19 protein-coding genes and 1 tRNA gene are annotated in these 18,334 nt (G+C 46.1%); 7 read left to right on the top strand and 13 right to left on the bottom strand.

Features of this window, described 5'->3' with window-relative positions:
- Window positions 1-38: 38 nt before the first annotated feature.
- The 5 genes from secF to queA form a co-directional block, all read right to left on the bottom strand.
- Window positions 39-953: a protein translocase subunit SecF gene (gene secF, locus J8N69_RS14500; RefSeq protein ID WP_168826227.1), complete on the bottom strand. Its 915-nt coding sequence runs from the start codon at window positions 951-953 to the stop codon at window positions 39-41.
- Between the two features lie 9 nt (window positions 954-962).
- The gene (gene secD, locus J8N69_RS14495; protein WP_168826225.1) at window positions 963-2,813 is read right to left on the bottom strand and encodes a protein translocase subunit SecD; all 1,851 of its coding nucleotides are present in this window, start codon (window positions 2,811-2,813) and stop codon (window positions 963-965) included.
- Between the two features lie 140 nt (window positions 2,814-2,953).
- The gene (yajC, locus tag J8N69_RS14490) at window positions 2,954-3,280 is read right to left on the bottom strand and encodes a preprotein translocase subunit YajC (RefSeq protein ID WP_168826223.1); all 327 of its coding nucleotides are present in this window, start codon (window positions 3,278-3,280) and stop codon (window positions 2,954-2,956) included.
- Between the two features lie 70 nt (window positions 3,281-3,350).
- Window positions 3,351-4,469: a tRNA guanosine(34) transglycosylase Tgt gene (gene tgt, locus J8N69_RS14485; RefSeq protein WP_211085113.1), complete on the bottom strand. Its 1,119-nt coding sequence runs from the start codon at window positions 4,467-4,469 to the stop codon at window positions 3,351-3,353.
- Window positions 4,470-4,501: 32 nt separating this feature from the next.
- Window positions 4,502-5,563, bottom strand: a complete 1,062-nt coding sequence (queA, locus tag J8N69_RS14480) for a tRNA preQ1(34) S-adenosylmethionine ribosyltransferase-isomerase QueA (RefSeq protein WP_168826219.1) — start codon at window positions 5,561-5,563, stop codon at window positions 4,502-4,504.
- 157 nt (window positions 5,564-5,720) lie between these two features.
- Here queA and J8N69_RS14475 point away from each other — a divergent pair.
- Together J8N69_RS14475 and J8N69_RS14470 are read left to right on the top strand one after the other, a co-directional pair.
- Window positions 5,721-5,805 (top strand) — tRNA-Leu (locus J8N69_RS14475).
- Between the two features lie 108 nt (window positions 5,806-5,913).
- The gene (locus tag J8N69_RS14470) at window positions 5,914-6,111 is read left to right on the top strand and encodes a DUF2986 domain-containing protein (RefSeq protein ID WP_168826217.1); all 198 of its coding nucleotides are present in this window, start codon (window positions 5,914-5,916) and stop codon (window positions 6,109-6,111) included.
- Between the two features lie 8 nt (window positions 6,112-6,119).
- Here J8N69_RS14470 and J8N69_RS14465 read toward each other — a convergent pair whose 3' ends face one another.
- A complete protein-coding gene (locus J8N69_RS14465) occupies window positions 6,120-6,935 on the bottom strand; it encodes a helix-turn-helix domain-containing protein (protein WP_168826215.1) in 816 nt (271 codons plus the stop codon).
- A 228-nt stretch (window positions 6,936-7,163) separates the two neighbouring features.
- Here J8N69_RS14465 and J8N69_RS14460 point away from each other — a divergent pair, with 228 nt between their 5' ends.
- On the top strand, window positions 7,164-8,567 hold the full coding sequence (locus J8N69_RS14460) for an aspartate ammonia-lyase (protein ID WP_168826213.1): 1,404 nt from the start codon (window positions 7,164-7,166) through the stop codon (window positions 8,565-8,567).
- Complete coding sequence (locus J8N69_RS14455) at window positions 8,564-9,595, top strand: asparaginase (protein WP_168826211.1); 1,032 nt, start codon at window positions 8,564-8,566, stop codon at window positions 9,593-9,595. The genes J8N69_RS14460 and J8N69_RS14455 overlap by 4 nt, the downstream gene beginning before the upstream one ends.
- Window positions 9,596-9,921: 326 nt before the next feature.
- On the opposite strand, the gene J8N69_RS14450 is transcribed toward J8N69_RS14455, so the two are convergent.
- From J8N69_RS14450 to J8N69_RS14435, 4 genes are all read right to left on the bottom strand, one after another.
- Entirely contained in the window at window positions 9,922-10,275 is a 354-nt protein-coding gene (locus J8N69_RS14450) for a VOC family protein (RefSeq protein ID WP_168826209.1), read from the bottom strand.
- Between the two features lie 7 nt (window positions 10,276-10,282).
- Complete coding sequence (locus J8N69_RS14445; protein WP_168826207.1) at window positions 10,283-11,170, bottom strand: EamA family transporter; 888 nt, start codon at window positions 11,168-11,170, stop codon at window positions 10,283-10,285.
- Between the two features lie 115 nt (window positions 11,171-11,285).
- On the bottom strand, window positions 11,286-11,483 hold the full coding sequence (locus tag J8N69_RS14440) for a 2-hydroxymuconate tautomerase family protein (RefSeq protein WP_168826205.1): 198 nt from the start codon (window positions 11,481-11,483) through the stop codon (window positions 11,286-11,288).
- 10 nt (window positions 11,484-11,493) lie between these two features.
- Window positions 11,494-12,009: an NADPH-dependent FMN reductase gene (locus J8N69_RS14435; RefSeq protein ID WP_168826203.1), complete on the bottom strand. Its 516-nt coding sequence runs from the start codon at window positions 12,007-12,009 to the stop codon at window positions 11,494-11,496.
- 87 nt (window positions 12,010-12,096) lie between these two features.
- On the opposite strand from J8N69_RS14435, the gene J8N69_RS14430 reads away from it, so the two are divergent.
- Window positions 12,097-12,531, top strand: coding sequence for a GtrA family protein (locus J8N69_RS14430; RefSeq protein WP_168826201.1), 435 nt, complete (start codon window positions 12,097-12,099; stop codon window positions 12,529-12,531).
- A 28-nt stretch (window positions 12,532-12,559) separates the two neighbouring features.
- On the opposite strand, the gene J8N69_RS14425 is transcribed toward J8N69_RS14430, so the two are convergent.
- From J8N69_RS14425 to J8N69_RS14415, 3 genes are all read right to left on the bottom strand, one after another.
- Window positions 12,560-13,564 carry a pirin family protein gene (locus tag J8N69_RS14425; RefSeq protein WP_168826199.1) on the bottom strand — a complete coding sequence of 335 codons (1,005 nt, stop codon included), beginning with the start codon at window positions 13,562-13,564 and terminating at the stop codon, window positions 12,560-12,562.
- Window positions 13,565-13,718: 154 nt separating this feature from the next.
- On the bottom strand, window positions 13,719-14,984 hold the full coding sequence (locus J8N69_RS14420; RefSeq protein WP_168826197.1) for a sensor histidine kinase: 1,266 nt from the start codon (window positions 14,982-14,984) through the stop codon (window positions 13,719-13,721).
- The gene (locus tag J8N69_RS14415; RefSeq protein ID WP_168826195.1) at window positions 14,981-15,661 is read right to left on the bottom strand and encodes a response regulator transcription factor; all 681 of its coding nucleotides are present in this window, start codon (window positions 15,659-15,661) and stop codon (window positions 14,981-14,983) included. The genes J8N69_RS14420 and J8N69_RS14415 overlap by 4 nt, the downstream gene beginning before the upstream one ends.
- Before the next feature lie 152 nt (window positions 15,662-15,813).
- On the opposite strand from J8N69_RS14415, the gene J8N69_RS14410 reads away from it, so the two are divergent.
- Together J8N69_RS14410 and J8N69_RS14405 are read left to right on the top strand one after the other, a co-directional pair.
- Window positions 15,814-16,839 carry a glycosyltransferase family 2 protein gene (locus J8N69_RS14410; protein WP_168826193.1) on the top strand — a complete coding sequence of 342 codons (1,026 nt, stop codon included), beginning with the start codon at window positions 15,814-15,816 and terminating at the stop codon, window positions 16,837-16,839.
- Window positions 16,839-18,272, top strand: a complete 1,434-nt coding sequence (locus tag J8N69_RS14405) for an ArnT family glycosyltransferase (protein ID WP_168826191.1) — start codon at window positions 16,839-16,841, stop codon at window positions 18,270-18,272. The genes J8N69_RS14410 and J8N69_RS14405 overlap by 1 nt, the downstream gene beginning before the upstream one ends.
- The last annotated feature ends 62 nt before the right edge of the window (window positions 18,273-18,334 follow it).

Below are 18,334 nucleotides of genomic sequence, written 5' to 3'. Positions count from 1 at the left end.
TTGCAGGCTTTTTTCATAAACAACGAGCACAAAATACGCTATGGCAAATCGTCTTCTAACTCTTCTTTTGGCGCTGGAATCAAATCCTCTCGCTTCACATCCATCGCCAGCAACAAATTGGCTGCCACGAAGATGGAAGAGTAGGTCCCGATAATAATCCCCACTAGCAAGGCCATGGAGAAATTATGAATGGCTTCGCCACCGGCAAAAAACAAAACAATCAGCGTAAACAAGGTCGTCATCGACGTAATCAAGGTACGGCCCAATGTCTGATTAATGGATTCATTCACCAAATCATAAGGCGTGGTATCGCGCATGATACGAAAGTTTTCACGAATACGATCAAATACCACGATCGTATCATTAATAGAATAACCTACTACTGCCAACAGCGCCGCCAGCACCGTCAGATCAAACTCCACCTCAAAAAGAGAAAAGAAGCCCAACGTAATAATAACGTCATGAACCAAAGCCACTACCGACGCCACAGAGAATTTAAACTGAAAACGCACCGCCACGTAAATCATCACGATAGCCAAGGCAAGCAACATGCCCAAACCACCCTGTTCGCGTAACTCATCACCCACCTGAGCGCCCACAAACTCCGAGCGCTGGAGCGTTATCTCATTTGAGCCTTGATTTTGAAGTGTTGATAGCACCTCATCACCCAAGGTTGGCGTATAAGCATTTGCCATACGCACCACCACATCCGTTGTCGAACCAAAGTTCTGCACAACCACATCAGAGTAGCCATTTTCACCCAGCAACTCACGAACATCCTCTAACTTTGGCGCTTCTTTATAAGCCACCTCGATTAAAGTACCGCCTGTAAAGTCTAGGCCAAACTGCAAGCCTTTTGTCGCCAAGGCACCGAGCGAAATAAGAATCAGCGCAATCGAAAAAGCAGCTACGATTTTACGCAGTGCCATAAATGGAATAGTTGTCACTTTCATGGCGCTCTCCTAAATATACAGTTTCTTGTTTTTACGACCGCCATACACCAGGTTAACCTGCGCACGGGTAACAATAATAGCCGTAAACATCGACGTAAGAATCCCCAATGACAAGGTCACTGCGAAACCTTTAACAGGGCCTGTGCCTACGGCAAATAAAATCACCGCCACTAACAAGGTCGTGATATTGGCATCAAAAATAGTCGTAAATGCGCGGTTGAAGCCAGAATGTATGGCCTGCTGACTTGACATACCACTGGCCAATTCTTCTCTAATCCTTGAGAAAATCAACACGTTGGCGTCCACCGCCATCCCCATGGTCAACACAATCCCAGCAATACCCGGCAACGTCAGAGTCGCCCCAAGCATAGACATACACGCCATCAAAAGAATGATATTCAACGCCAATGAAACGTTGGCAAAAATACCAAATACCTTGTAGTAAACCAGCATGAACAACATCACAACCAGCAAGCCAATTTGCGCAGAACTAACGCCTAGCTTAATATTTTCCGCCCCTAAACTAGGCCCAATAGTACGTTCTTCAACAAAGTAAATTGGCGCGGCCAACGCACCTGCACGCAGCAACAAGGCCAACTCAGAAGATTCACGCGGACTGTCTAACCCTGTGATACGAAATGAATTGCCTAGTGTTGTTTGAATGGTTGCCAACGAAATAATGCCTTTTTCGCTGTAACTTCTACGAACTTCTTCTAGTTTTCCGTCTTTTTCAACAAAGCGACTACGAGACTTATGCTCGATAAACACCACCCCCATGTTTCGACCGACCGCAGAACGAGTCACTTTGCTCATCTGCTTGCCGCCCTTGCCGTCTAAACTAATGTTTACTTGTGGACGACCATTTTCATCAAAAGAAGAACTCGCATCAGAAACACTGTCGCCAGTAATAATAATGTCACGCTCTAAACGCGCGGTACGGCCACTGCCATCACGAAAAGTCAGCGTTTCTATGTCTGCACCATTGTCGTCCAAACCCGCTTCTAGATGAAATTCTAAGTTCGCTGTGGCACCGATAATACGTTTTGCCGCCGCCGTGTCTTGCACGCCTGGCAACTCCACCACAATACGATTACTGCCTTGACGCTGAACCAAAGGCTCCGCCACACCCAACTCATTCACCCGATTTCGCAACGTGGTTAAGTTTTGCTGCAAGGCATAGACTTCAATTTCTTTTTTAGACGCCTCGGTGAAGCTGACATCTAAAAAGAAGTCACCCTCTTCTTGACGCGTCGCATAGCGATATTCAGAAAAATCGTCTTCTAGCAAGGTTTCTGCTAGCGCTAAATCAGACGACTGCAAAAAACGAATAGAAAGCACACCATCCGCAATATCAACGCTGCGATAACGTATCCGATCGCTACGCAATGCCGCCTTCATCTCACTAGATGTCACCTCAAGCTTTTGCTTCAAGGCCGCCGGTGTATCGACTTCTAACAAAAAGTGCACACCGCCACGTAAATCAAGACCCAACTTCGCCGGCCCAGCCCCCAAAGAAGACAACCATTCGGGTGTCGTAGGAACCAAATTAAGCGCCGTCACATAATCATCACCCAGAGCTGCCGCCACAATAGGCTTAGCAGCAAGTTGGTCCTCACCACTATTAAAGCGCAAGGTACCGCCAGCAGAGGTTAACTCTGCTTGTTTTAAATCTATATTGGCTTCTGAAAGCGCATTCTTCACTTTCTGCAATGACTGCTCATCTACAATAGCAGTGGCTTTTTGGGTAGACAGTTGTAGTGCTGGATCATCCGGATAAAGGTTTGGGAAGGCATAAAGTAGCCCCAAAGCCAAAACAAGAAGAATTAGCAAATACTTCCACAAGGGGTACTTGTTAAGCATGAAAAATCCTTTACACCTAAAAATTGAATAGATCGATGTATTAATAAACTAATGCATTAATAAACCAACGCATTAATAAACCGATAAAGAAGAAGAAAAGCGCCCATGAATTAAAACCAAAAGGCGCTTTTCCAAGAAGGTTAAATTGACTTTAACGTTCCTTTAGGTAATACCGCAGCAACAGAAGATTTTTGAAATTTCATTTCAATGCCTTCAGACACTTCAAGTACCACATAATTGTCATCTACTTTAGACACTTTGCCTAAAACACCACCGCCAGTGACTACTTCAGTGCCTTTCGCCAACGATGCAATCAAGTTTTTATGCTCTTTTGCACGTTTCGCTTGTGGGCGCCACATAAGGAAGTAAAAAATGACAACGAAGCCAGCAAGCAATACTAGGTTAAAAATACCGCTATCTGCTGCTGCGCCGCCTTCGGCATAAGCTGGTGAGATCAATGCGATCATGGTGTTAACTCTCCAATGGTTTATGAAACTGTTGCGCCTTCTCTACATGAAAAAACGCGTATTTTGTTTATTATTTACTCAAAGCTGGCGTTTCTAAGCCACGCTTTGCATAAAACTCATCAACAAAGGCGTCAAATCTACCTTCATCGAGCGCCTGACGCAATCCCGCCATGAGCGTTTGGTAATATCGCAAGTTATGAATGGTGTTTAATTGCGCCCCGACCATTTCTTGACACTTATCCAAATGATGTAAATAAGACCGCGAAAAGTTTTTACAAGTGTAACAATCACATTCTTTGTCCAATGGGCCCACATCGTGACGATATTGAGCATTACGAATGCGCACCACACCATCCGATGTAAACAAATGGCCGTTACGAGCATTACGCGTTGGCATGACACAATCAAACATATCAACGCCACGACGAACGCCTTCGACCAAATCTTCGGGCTTACCCACGCCCATCAAATAACGCGGCTTATCTTCCGGCATTTTTGGCGTAGTGTGGTCTAACACCTTCATCATTTCGTCTTTCGGCTCACCCACTGACAACCCGCCAATCGCATAGCCATCAAAACCGATATCCACCAACCCTTCTAACGACTCGTCACGCAAGTTTTCGTACATACTGCCTTGGATGATACCAAACAACGCAGATGGGCTATCACCGTGCTCATCCTTTGAACGCTGCGCCCAACGCAAACTCATGCGCATGGACTTTGCCGCTACTTCTGGGGTCGCTGGATACGGCGTACACTCATCGAAGATCATCACAATATCAGAGCCAAGATCACGCTGAACTTGCATCGATATTTCAGGGCTTAAAAACACTTTCGAGCCATTAATAGGTGAACGAAAACTCACCCCTTCTTCGGTAATCTTGCGCATTTCCCCAAGCGAAAACACTTGGAAGCCGCCTGAATCCGTTAAAATTGGTTTCTTCCACTGGGTGAAATCATGCAAATCCCCATGGGCTTTCACCACCTCTGTTCCCGGACGCAGCCAAAGATGAAAGGTATTTCCCAAAATAATATCGGCACCAATCTCTTCGATATCTTTGGTCAACATGCCCTTCACCGTACCGTAAGTACCCACTGGCATAAACGCCGGCGTTTCTACCTTTCCACGGGGAAACGTCAAGGTCGCACGACGCGCCTTTCCTGACGTCGTGTGAAGTTCAAAATCCATAAAACATTCTGGACGCTTATCAGACATACGTCTTATTCCTCACCTTGCGGGCCTTTAGCCTGCGCATTTCGTGTAATAAACATGGCATCACCATAACTAAAAAATCGGTATTGTTGCTCAACGGCTTTTTTGTACGCCGCCATCACATGGTCGTAACCCGCAAAAGCACTGATCAACATAATAAGCGTCGACTCTGGCAAATGAAAATTCGTCACCAAAGCATCCACGGTTTTAAATTCATAACCGGGATAAATAAAAATACTGGTGTCGCCTTGCATCGGCGCGATTTCGCCATTTTGGCTTGCCGATTCAAGACTGCGCACACTGGTCGTGCCAACCGCAATCACTCGACCGCCACGCGCCTTGGCTGCTTTAACCTGCTCAACCACATCAGGGTCAACTTCCACGTATTCCGCGTGCATAATATGGTCTTTAACATTCTCAACCTTCATTGGTTGAAAGGTTCCCGCACCAACGTGCAGCGTGACAAAAGCGATATCAACGCCTTTTGCCTTGAGTTTTTCCAGCAAGACTTCATCAAAATGCAAACCAGCGGTCGGTGCTGCCACCGCGCCAGGCTTCTGATTATAAACCGTCTGATAACGCTCCTGATCACTGTCTTCATCAGGACGCTCAATATAAGGCGGCAACGGCATATGCCCAACACGGGATAGCACGTCCAACACTGACTCATTAAACACTAGGTGAAACAAGGCACCGGAACGACCTATCATAGTCGCTTCAATCAGCTCACCTTTGTCTTGCCCCAAAATCAGCTTACTGTTTTCTTTAGGCGATTTACTGGCCCGAATATGCGCCAGCGCTTCATTGCTATTAATGACTCGCTCAACCAATATCTCCACTTTGCCGCCGGATTCTTTTTGCCCAAACACGCGCGCAGGAATCACGCGAGTGTTGTTAAACACCATCAAATCACCGGATTGAACCAAGTCCAACAGGTCAGGAAATTGACGATGAATCACCTCACCGCTCGGCCCATCAAGATGCAGCAAGCGACTGGCGGTTCTATCAGGCATAGGATAATTGGCAATCAATGAATCAGGTAAATCAAAGTGATAATCAGAAACAAGCATGGAAAGAAAACTACCTAGAAAAACGACCCGGCATTCTAGCGAAAAACGACTCAAAAAGGTACTTCTAAGCCACTAGATATTAAAAAGATAAAAAATAACCTTTTCATCCGTTGACTTATTCTATAAATACCCTAGAATACGCCTCACCTTTTTCAAGGCCAGTGTGGTGGAATTGGTAGACACGACGGATTCAAAATCCGTTGCCTTCGGGTGTGGCGGTTCGAGTCCGCCTACTGGTACCAACATTAAAGCCCTGATCGTTGATCAGGGCTTTTTTTGTACTTTGAATGCCATGTTCCTTAAATGCCATTCTTGGGCAATCAACAAGACGACTAGGAACAAGATTAATCATGAATCGCCGCAAAAAAATCAAAGACATATACGACAAGCGTATGAAGCAAGCCAACTTGAAAGTGAACCCTAAAAAAGCCAAGCCTAAATACATTTCCAAAGCAGAGCGCGCGAAAATGGAAGCGGAAGCAGCGGCCAATCCAAACACGGATATTGAGACAGAAGCGACTCAAACAAGCGCAACAGAAAACGCTTAAAAAGACGCTTAAAATCTTGCTCGAAAGTGCCAGTCACCTTCTTTCATATCATTTTTGATTGACTGGCAAATACCCTCATCTAGCTGTTCACTGTCGATATCATACAAGCCGCACTGAGCAACCGCGCGTTTCTTATTGATATTCGAACCTAAATATTCATACACCACCCGCGCACAGCAAGGCGCTCTTTCACCGCTTCCCGAGACACCAAGGCGCAAGCCCGTTAATCGTTCAACACGGTTTTGAAAGGAAGGATAAAGAATGGTCTGCGTCATTTCTACGTGCGTCTGACGTTCATAATCAATCAAAAACAATCGATCCGACAACAGCTGCACTATGCCATTGTAAACCCCATGAAAAGACTTTTTTGCGTTACGTGGATTCAGCCGCTCCGTGCGCTGATAATAGGTTTTGTCGCCTTGGGATTCGATATGTACCAAGGTGCGTAAAATCTGCCCAGGGCACGCCATGGAAAGATAATACTCAAAGTAATACCCGCCGTATTTTGCCAAGCCTTGCTGGCCCGATTGATTCAACTGATTGAAGTGCTGCTGCTCAGGCGTCAGGCTTTTCACTTCCTCGCTCTGACGAATGGGACGCGCCTGCACCAACTTAACAAATTGCGCATGCGGCAACGACATTTCTTCTGGCTCGACACCAAAAAACTCGCCAATACGGCGTTGCGTGCTACTGCTCGGCAGTGTCGTTCCATTAAGATAACGATTGAATTGCGCTCGGTTGATGTTTAATCGGCGGCATACTTCTGCCACGGATTTGTAGTAACTGCACAATAACCGCAAGTTAACCGCAACGTTTTTTCCCATTCCCCGCCTCTTTTTTATACCCATAAGCCAAACGCCAGTGTAATCAATTCTCACATCGAAAAACACCACAAAATGATGCTAGTTGACGCTTAAAAAGCATCAACTAGTCTATTAAAGCATCTTCTTACGAACTCTTTTTTCCCGTATTTTTGGCGTTTAATAAGATCCTTAGTCAAATAATAACAACCACTCGTAAGCCCGTTTCACCATGGCCTAAGGAAGAACATCATGAATACTCGCTCTGAATACGATTTACTTGGCAATATGGACGTTCCCGCTGACGCATTGTACGGTATACAAACATTGCGTGCGGCTCAGAACTTTTCCATTACTGGCGTTCCGATTTCACACTTTCCTGAATTAATCAAAGCCTTGGCAATGGTAAAAGCGGCCGCCGCTCGCACCAACCAAGAAATGACATTATTATCGACCGAAAAAGCCGATGCCATTGTCTATGCCTGCCAAGATTTGATCCAAGGTCAATATCACGATCAATTCATTGTCGATGTGATTCAAGGCGGTGCTGGCACTTCCACCAACATGAACGCCAACGAAGTCATTGCCAACATTGCGTTAATGAAATTAGGCCATGAAAAAGGCGAGTACAAATACCTACACCCAAACGACGACGTAAACCGCTCGCAATCCACTAACGACGCTTACCCAACAGCGGCATGTTTGAGCATTCAGTTTGCCGCCGATAACTTTGTCCCCAGCCTGGCATCACTAAAAGAAGCCTTAGAAGCCAAAGCCCGTGAATTCGCGCACATTGTAAAAATGGGCCGCACCCAACTTCAAGACGCCGTTCCCATGACACTGGGCCAAGAGTTTGATGCCTTTGCCGTTACCCTTGGCGAAGACATTGATCGCATCAGTGAAGCGTGCGCTTTACTGTGTGAAGTTAACCTTGGCGGTACCGCAATTGGCACAGGCATTAACACCCCAGAAGGTTACGCCAAACGGGTGGTAGAAAAATTAGCGACTATATCAACAAAACCACTGGTACCTGCCAGCAACCTAGTTGAAGCCACGTCCGACATGGGTGCGTTTGTCTTTTTCTCCGGTATTTTGAAACGCCTTGCGATTAAGCTGAGCAAGATGAGCAACGACTTGCGCTTGCTATCAAGCGGGCCTCGCACAGGTTTAGGTGAAATCAATTTACCAGCGATGCAACCCGGCTCCTCCATTATGCCGGGCAAGGTAAACCCAGTGATTCCAGAAGCGATGAACCAAACTGCCTATCAAGTCATTGCCTCAGATCTTGCGGTAACATTGGCCGCTGAAGCGGGTCAATTGCAGTTGAACGCCATGGAGCCCATGATCATTTATAACGTATTAAATTCGTTAAAAATGCTCAAAGAAGCCTGCCAAATGCTGGAAACGCGCTGCATACGTGGCATCACCGCCAATGAAGCCGTGTGCGCGGGTCACGTTGAAAACAGCATCGGCATTATTACTGCGCTGGTTCCACATATCGGTTACGCCAACGCCTCTCGCATTGCCAACACTGCCCTGCACACTGGCAATACCGTGAAGGCTTTGGTGATTGAAGAAAAACTACTCACCGAAGAACAGGTCAATATTTTGTTAAGCCCACAATCCATGCTGTCTCCTAGCAAGGTGGTCATATGAGCGCACAAGTACTCGTTTTATACACAGGCGGCACCATCGGCATGGTTCAAACCGAACAGGGCTTAGCCCCTGCTTCTGGCTTACAAGAACGCATAGAAATGGCGTTGGGAATGAGCACCACAACATTGCCCTCTTTTGAAGTGCTGGAAATTTCGCCGCTGATTGATAGCGCCAATATTACGCCAAAACATTGGACGAAACTGGTGTCTATTCTGGCGACCCATTGGCAAGATTATGATGGCTTTGTCATTCTGCATGGCACAGACACCATGGCGTATACCGCTTCCGCTTTGTCTTTTATGCTCGGTGCGTGCGCAAAAAATATCATTCTAACCGGCTCACAAATTCCATTAGGCATGAGTCGCAGTGATGCCACGTCAAATCTGCAAGCGGCGTTGTCATTGGCGGTTTTCCATAGAATTGCGGATGTCAGCCTTGTTTTTGATGGCAAGCTCATGCGCGGCAATCGCATCCAAAAGATTAGCAGTGGCCGGTTTAAAGCCTTCCATACACCCAATGATGATTTGTTAGGGGAGCTTGCCATAGGCATGCAGCTTTACCCAAACCGCATGATTCAAAGCGAAGCTGACAATCCAGACACATCACTTGAAAACAACATTATCAGCTTTAAAGAAGGCGCCGTGGGTGTGATTACCCTACACCCTAGTCAGCCCGTTGCAATCTATCAAAGCTTATTAGACGACGATAACTGCAAAGCCATCGTGCTGTTAACCTATGGGGCTGGCAATGTGCCGGATCAAAACCCAGCGTTTTTAGCCTTTTTAACCGAAGCCATGTTGCGCAAGAAAAACATCGTTAATTTGACCCAATGCCTCCACGGTGGCGTATCCCAAGGCGCCTATGCGACGGGTTCTATCTTATCGTCAATGAATGTTTTAAGTGGCAGAGACATGACCCTTGAAGCCGCCTTCTGCAAACTCCATTGGCTGCTTGCTTTAGGGGAAAGTTATTATGGCATTCTAGAAAAGTGGAATACCAATTATTATGGTGAATTTACGCTTCAATAACAGAGGGGGTCGCTAAAGGTAGTCAGCGAAGGTTGGATACATTTTGTAGGCCTGATGAGGTACGACCGTAATCAGGCGTGTAACGTCATTTAGCCTACAATTGTTTGATTTACATAGGGTTTTGTAGATCGTGACTTTAGCCCGACAAGACGTGATTTGTCGTAATGCGTTTTTTGTCGGCCTACTTTTTTTAAGGGTAAATCGCGACCTACAAGATGTTTTGCGACACCCTCTAACAGAGTAAGGTAAAAAAATAGCCGACGTGAATTCACCGTTATGTTTACCGTAATAGTCACGTCGGCTATTTTTATTGGCTAACTAGAAAGTTAAGCTGGCTCACTCCACACTGCCCATTCATTGCCGCACGGGTCGAGGAAATGAAAACGACGACCACCGGGGAAATCGAAAATGACTTGCTCGATTGTGCCACCAGCCGCTTGTACTTTTTCAAACACCACTTCAAGTTCATTACTGTATAAAATAATCAGCGCAGCGCCGTTTTGCGGCCTTGAACAAAAGTTTGCCTGAAAAAAACCACCGTCTAATCCGGCATTGTCAAACGCGCTATATTCAGCGCCATAATCTTTAAATCCCCAGCCAAATACTTGGCTAAAAAACGCTTTATTTAAGGCCAAATCCCGCGCCGGCAATTCAACATAATTGATCTTATTGGATTCCATACTGTCCTCACTTAATCGTCGATGTCACCACTAACACAACGCTGATCACAATCATCACGCCACCGATCCACTGCTGCTTGGTTATTTTTTCCGCGAAGCGCACTTTTGAATAATACAGCGTGCCAAGAATTTCAATCTGTCCTAGCGTTTTGACCAAAGCTGGATTGACCAAAGCAAAGCCCGTAAACCAACCGATTGAGCCTAAAGAGCTTAGCACACCGACTTTACAACTGAGCGCAAACTCCTGCCTAAAGGGTGCCAATATATCTTTGCTTTTATAAATCTGAATAGTACACAAAATAACCGACTGCAAGGCTAAAACATACCAAAGCGTGACACCCGCGCTGGTAATGATAGAACCAGACAGCGCATGACTTGCCATCGACGCGGTAACCGATGTAATCGCAAAACACAAACCGCTTGCCAAGCCCAAGAGCAAAGAAACATCTTTATGAGCCTGTTTAATATTTTTCCATTGAATGCTCATTACAATGGCCCCCAGCACACCAAACGCAATGCCCAACCACGAGCCGACCGTCAAAGTATAATGCAACAAAGGTAAGCCAATTAACGCCGCCAACACTGCTTCGGTTTTTGCCAGCAAGGTTCCTAACGCAAAACTGCCAGATTGAAAGACTCGCAACATAAAATAGGTCGCCATAATCTGCGCGATAGCACAAATAGTCGCCGCCACAATAAACACCCACGTTTTCTCGACCGACACCCAGCCAAAAACCTGCCAGCACACCACAAGGTACACACTGACCAACGGCAAACCATACAAAGAGCGCGACATAGTGGCATGCAAGAACCCCGTTTGCTGGGCTAACGTATTTTGATAAGCGGTTCGAACCGACTGACACCCTGCGGCAAACAGGGTAATAAAGATCCACATGCGTTACGCTTCCCTAGGTTTTAAAGAAAGCGCTAGCATGCGGTTAAGAGAGGTATTTGTAAAAGGAATAAAACTTATCTTTTGGATTCCTATAGGGAATCTTTCAACTCGGTTTTTATTTCTTTCTCAACTCCGTTACTTGCTCGCCGGCAATCCCCCAATTATCGGTGTTCACTTCATCAATCACCACCACAGTAGTGGCTGGATTTTTACCTAACACATCAACCAGCAAATCTGTCGCGCCTTTAATCAGCGCCTGTTTTTGCTCTTTGGTCACACCTTCATCGGTAATGCGTATATTGACATAGGGCATAGTCGTCTCCTTATAATTTTGCAATCAGCGCTGCTAGCGACTGTTTCACCGATTCGTCGACAATTTGGCCGTCTTTCATCACGTCATAGAAACTCGGCACGCTCAAGCTTCCCACTACATTCCCCTTGAAGAAAGGCATACTGTTGACGGTTTGCGCCAACACACTGCTCGCGCCACCAGGCCCTGGCGAGGTAGACAGCAGCACAATAGGCTTATCTTGATACACGGCTTTTTCGATACGAGACGCCCAATCAAAGACATTTTTATACGCCGCAGAATAAGAACCGTTGTGCTCTGCAAACGAGGCAACAATCGCATCTGACTGCGCAATGGCATCCACAAATGCCTGTGCTTGAGCAGGAACACCTGAGTGCTTTTCAACATCTTCGCTAAACAAGGGCATGTCGAAATCATTAAGGTCTAACAGCGTGACTTGTGCACCTTCAACCAGATTAGCGGCGTAACCCGCCAAGGCCTTGTTAATTGACTGACGGCTTGAACTAGCACCAAATGCAAGTATTTTCATCTTCGATCCTTGTATTTCATTAATAGAAAAATGACGATTGAAATTCGTTTCATCTTTTTTTGATGTTTCCCTGCTTAGAATGCCACCATGAACTCCATTTTTAAACATACTTTTGTACGCTTTGGCATCGTTGGCGGTGTTGGCTTTTTGGTCGACTTGATCAGCATGTTGCTGCTTTCGATTTGGCTTCCTCATCTACTGGCGCGCGCCATAGCATTCTGGGTCGCCGCCAGCTCCAATTGGTGGTGGAACCGCACCATGACCTTTACAGATAGCAAACAAGACGACAAAGACAAAAAAGCCGCCGCATTGCAATGGCTGCAATTTCTCGGCGGCTCTGTTATTGCCTTTGTGCCTAATTGGGGCTGCTATCTAATACTGATGTCTCAGCCACCAACAATAGCCGATTCGACACTGGCGCTTTTATGGCCTTATCTCGCCATGGTGCCCGGTGTATTCATTGGCATGATGCTCAATTATGCGTTCTCACGCTTTTGGGTCTTTTCACCCGCCAAACGTTAAGTCATTAGGTTTTATCCACACCGCTGACTTAGGCTTCTTCCGTACCATGCTCAGCAAAGCGCCCTTTCGATTTATCATGCACTTGATCATGGCGCGACCAAGGCCAACCACCAAATTGTGTACGCTGATAATCTTGGAACGCTTGCTGTAACTCAGCGCGAGTATTCATCACAAACGGCCCATGTTGTTCAACATGCTCGCCAATTGGACGACCTTGCAATAATAAGAATCGGGCATTTTTACCTTGATTCCGCAACACCAAAGGCGAATCACTTTTCAGCACAAAAGCCTCATTAATCGACCCACTCGCCTCGTCTAACATGACCTTGTCACCTTCAAAAAAGTACAAGGTACGGCTCAAATTAGCGGCCGCCGCAGGCAATGTCCATTCACCATTTTCGGGTAAATCAATCAACCAAATAGCCACGTCATTTTTACTATCGGCCGCCCATGAATTCGGTGGGCAAGGCGAAGGATCAACTTTTTGATAAGTCCCCGCCACCACTTTCACTTGCGTTTCTACACCCTGACTGTCTGGCACTTTCACCACAGGCGTGTCTTCGTTCCAAAGCATGGTGAAATGCGGTGGCACCATTTTATTCTTACTGGGCAAATTCAGCCAAATTTGAAACAGCTCTAATGGGTTAACACCATCTTCATTCAACAAAGGGAACATTTCGGAATGCTGAACCCCTTCCCCCGCCGTCATCCATTGGGTATCCCCTTCCCCATAACGACCCGCCGCGCCCATGGAATCGGCATGATCAACAAAGCCCTTATTCACAACCGTCACCGTCTCAAAACCACGATGTGGATGCGCCGGAAAGCCAGGAACCGTTTTACCGTGATACATACGCCAGCCATCGATGCCGCCAAAATCTTGCCCCAAAGGACGATTATTCAACGGCGCATCCGGCCCCATAGAAGCGTTTGCCTTAGGGTAGGTGTCGTTATGAAAGGCACAAAATAAGAAAGGATCAAAGGTCGGCCAAAACATTTGCAGCGGTATACGTTTTAAAATAGATGAGCTCATTGTGTTTCTCCATAAAATAAAGCATCAAGAAAGAGTGTGACCAATAGACAAATGATAACATCTATAAAGTCGATTGTTTTATGCTGATATTGGTTTCAACTTATCAATTTATTAAATAACTTTACGTTCAAAGCCCTCACCTACTTTGATGCCATTAAAAGGCGCTTGGGAAAACCACTGTCGCAGTGCAGCCTATTGACGCCTTATTGTCTTCGAGTGAAAAGGTGCAATGATACTTGGCACAAATATCACGCACTATCATCAAGCCTAAACCGTAACTTTCCCCACCCGGCTGACCACTTAACCCGCAACCCGTGTCAACCACAGCAAGCTCATTGTCTGTGACTAGAATATTCACATGGCCGTCTTCGGTGCAAGCCATGGCATTTTTTAACAGATTTCCCACTAAGATATGCAAGGTTGGAATGGGTAATTTGGTGATAATTTGACCGTCTTCAATAATATTAACAACGACCTTTTTCCCCATGATATACCCCAAGTGCGTTTGACGAATGCTCTCATATTCACTCGATGGCACAACACGGCACGCCATGGCGTCGAGATCTTCCTCTCGGGTCAGAGACAACAGCGTGGTAATATAATCTTCCATCTCTTGGCACGCCTGCACCATACGCACTCGTTGACGCTCTAAAAACACTTTTGAATCCGATTTACCCAGTAGTGTGGTAGCGCCTTTCATCACCATAAGAGGCGTGCGCAGCTCATGACTCGCATAACGATTAAAGGCTCGTTCCCGCTCAATCAAGTCACGAATCTGATCTTGATAATCGTTAAGTCGCTCAACTAATTGATGTATTTCTCTTGTGGCAGCGCCTTGCGGCAATGTAATAGCGGACAAGTTATTCGAGCGTCGTTCTCCAAGACTTTTTGACAGTTGCGCAAGAGGCTGAGTTAAACGGCCCGAAATTCGCATCACCACCCACAAACTAATAATCAATAACAACAAAGACAACGCCAGCTGCGTACTTTGCGTTTCAAACATTTGCTCTTCGGATATTTCATAAATTTCATCGTAATGAATCACGTAAAGGTCTTTTACCTCACCATTTAGCCTCACCTTAGAGCGCATTGAAAATATTTCCAATGGCGTGTCGGACTCGTCATCTAATTCATAAGGCTTATCGTCTGTCATACTTGAATTAAGCACGACCCAAGCGGGTAAATTTTCTTTCCCCACATAGACTTCAGAAAAAGGCGGAACAGAAACATGAGTGAGCTGCGTGCCGTTTAATAACGCCACCGCGGTGCCCTTGTCTTTTAACATGCGATTTTCAGCATAAATAATTTCAACGTTTTCAATCATTGACGTAAACATCGAAAAATGAAAAACGATAATCGCAAATGCCACAATAGAGAAATACGTAAAAGTTAACTGCTTAGCGGTTTTAATAGGTTTCATTCGTCACCTTCCGCCACAAGACGATAACCGACTTTAGACACGGTTCTTAAATAAGCGTGCTCAAATGGTCGATCTATCAGGCTACGTAATTGATAGATATGGCTGCGTAAGACTTTACTGTCTGGCTCTTCATCTCCCCACAAGGCATCACAAACGTCTTCTTTTGATACCACATCAGGCGCTTTTTGCAGCAGACATTTCAAAATCGTGTACTGCGAAGGGTTTAAAGAATAGCGGCTGCCTTCACGTTGCAAAACACGTGTATTCATATCCAAGGATAAATGACCATAGGTTAGCGTCCGATTCGCCACACTGCCTTTTCGCCTTCTAACCAATGCCTGCAGGCGAGAGTCAAGAATCTCCAAATCAAACGGTTTGACTAGGTAATCATCAGCGAAATGCGCAAAACCAGACAAGATATCGTCCTTAGTATCACGCGCCGTCAGCATTAAAATTGGCGTATCGATACCCGCTTCCCGCAAGGATTTACAAACGCTTAAGCCATCCATTTTTGGCAACATCACATCCAAAATGATCGCATCATAATGCTCTGCTTTTGCTAACTCATAGCCTTGCAAGCCATTACTCGCATAATCCAAGATGTCATTTTTGATTTCAAAGTAATCAAATATCACACCAGCAATGTCTTTATGGTCTTCCACTAACAGTAATTTCATCGTCATCTCAACAATCAAAAAGCGCCGTAAAAAAGAGTGGGCTAATAAAGACCCATTGTCACCTAAAAGCATGAAAAAAAAGTGAATCATCTTTTTGCGACACCACTGTGATTAGGATGGCCTCATAACCCTTTTCCTGAGAAGAGAAAGCCATGAAAGCCATTCAATATAGACAATACGCAAGCACTAAACGCGCAGCAAAAGAGCCCACTGCAAACGCTCAGCCTCTAGTATCGGTGATTATTCCCTTCCTAAATGAAGCCGATGTCTTGGCGGTTTGCCACCAAAGAGTCTGTGATGCACTCGCAACGCTCCGTCAGCATTGTGAAATCGTCTATGTTGATGACGGCAGCACAGACAACAGCTGGGCGTTGGTCAGTCAATTAAAGCACCCTGTGCACCAAGTTCGCAGCTTGCGCCTCAGCCGTAATTTTGGCAAAGAAGCCGCCATGAGCGCAGGCATGAAAGTGGCCGAAGGTCGCTGCGTTATTTTATTGGATGCAGACTTACAAGACCCACCAGAATACATTCCCGCAATGGTACAAGCTTGGCAAGATGGCGCCCAAGTGGTTGAAATGCAGCGCCGTGAACGTCATGGTGAAAGCTGGATAAAGCGCACCACAGCCCATTGCTTCTATCGCTTTATGTCAAAAATCAGCGATCATCCGATTACCGAAAACGTCGGTGATTTTCGTCTCATGGATCAAAAAGTCGTCGCCGTTATTAATACCCTGCCAGAAAGAACGCGCTTTATGAAAGGCTTGCTGGCGTGGCCTGGCTTTACGCGCAAAATACTCACCTTTGACCGTGACCCTCGCTTAGCGGGCGATACCAAATGGAACTACCCGAAACTGATTCACCTTGCCTTGGAAGGCATTACCTCGTTCAGCACCAAACCCTTACGCTGGGCGACCATGGCAGGCCTGACGACATCAGCCATTGCCTTTATCATGGCGCTGGTCATTTTCACCAAAACCCTCTTCTGGGGTGACCCTGTGGCGGGTTATCCATCGACCATGCTGATCATCTTATTCTTAGGCGGTATTCAACTTTTGTCGATTGGCGTCCTCGGCGAGTACGTTGGTCGATTATTTATTGAATCCAAACAGCGCCCTTTGTACGTGCTCATGGAAAACGCGTTAAGCAAACCAACCCTTCACTCAGTGGACGCTGAATAATGCAAAAACTAACTTTAGCCTTACCTTCTGCCAAATTATGGCTCACCTTGCTGATCAGCACCTTAGCATTGCGCTTTATATCGCTCTCTCTTTATCCATTAATGGACACCACCGAAGCTCGCTACGCAGAAATGGCACGCATCATGTTTGAAACAGGCAACTGGATCACGCCGATGTTTGACTACAATGTGCCCTTTTGGGGAAAGCCACCCATTTTCACTTGGCTCAGCAGCCTTGGCTTCAGCCTATTTGGCATTAATGAATTCGCCGCACGTGTACCGCACCTCATCGTTGGCTTAGGGGTTATTGGTTTAGTCTATAAGCTCGCCAAAGACCATTTTCAATCCACCGCCATGGGCATTTTTAGTGCGAGTATCTTGGCCTCGACCGTCTCATTTATCGTCTTAAGTGGTGCGGTCATGACGGATACCGCTCTGACTTTTTCGATCGCCCTAAGCATGGTCAGCTTCTGGCAAGCATGGAACAACAGAGGCAAGGTCTGGGGTTATTTGTTTTTCGTGGGCTTAGCCTTGGGCATGTTATCAAAAGGCCCATTGGCACTGGTCTTGATTGGCATTAGCTTAACCGTTTGGCTCTTTCCCAACGCTCGTTGGAAAAAACTATGGCGGACATTACCTTGGGGCGCTGGCACCCTGCTTTTTTTACTCATCAGCGTGCCTTGGTACATTATCGCAGAATACAAAACACCGGGGTTTTTAGACTACTTCATCATTGGCGAGCACATTAAACGTTTCATCGTCAGCGGCTGGCAAGGCGATCTGTATGGCAGCGCACACGAAAGAACACGCGGTACGATTTGGGTGTACGCATTCGTTTCCATGCTACCTTGGAGCCCAGTGCTTATTTGGCAAGGGATTCGATCCCTAAAAGACGCCAAAGACGTAGAAGAAAGCCCCGATGGTTTTGGCAGCTTCTTATTGATGTGGATGTTATCCCCGATGATGCTGTTCAGTTTTTCAGGCAATATTTTAGCCAGTTACGTCATGCCAGCCCTGCCAGCGACCGCACTATTAGTCGTTCATATGCATAAGCAAAAACCACTGCCAAATGGGTTCTACAAGGTCGGCTTTATAACGCCATTGCTACTGGTCGTACTCATCAGCGCCTTGCATTTTGATTGGGTAGCAAAACGTTCTGAAGACAAAATTCTCGCCGTTTGGAAGCAACAGCCAGAAGCCACACAGAGCGATTTATTCTACCTGCATAAACGTCCTTTCTCGGCCCAGTATTATTCATCTGGCAAAGCCAAACAACGCTCAATGGAGCTAGGTTCTTGGTTGCCATCACAGCACAAGGCGTTCTTCATCGTGCAATCAAATAGAGACCAGACTGTGTATGCAAACTGGTCATGCGAAGAAAGAAACACAACGAAAAAAGAAAGCCTTCTGTATTGTCAAAGCCATCATCCCTAGGCATTATCCATAAAAAAGGAGCCTTTCGGACGGCTCCTTTTTCAATTCTAAAACGACCACTA

The sequence above is a fragment of the Marinomonas profundi genome (genome assembly GCF_020694005.1).
Classification (GTDB): domain Bacteria; phylum Pseudomonadota; class Gammaproteobacteria; order Pseudomonadales; family Marinomonadaceae; genus Marinomonas; species Marinomonas profundi.
Note: the sequence above shows the minus strand (reverse complement) of the source record. Positions and strands in the feature narration are given on the sequence as shown.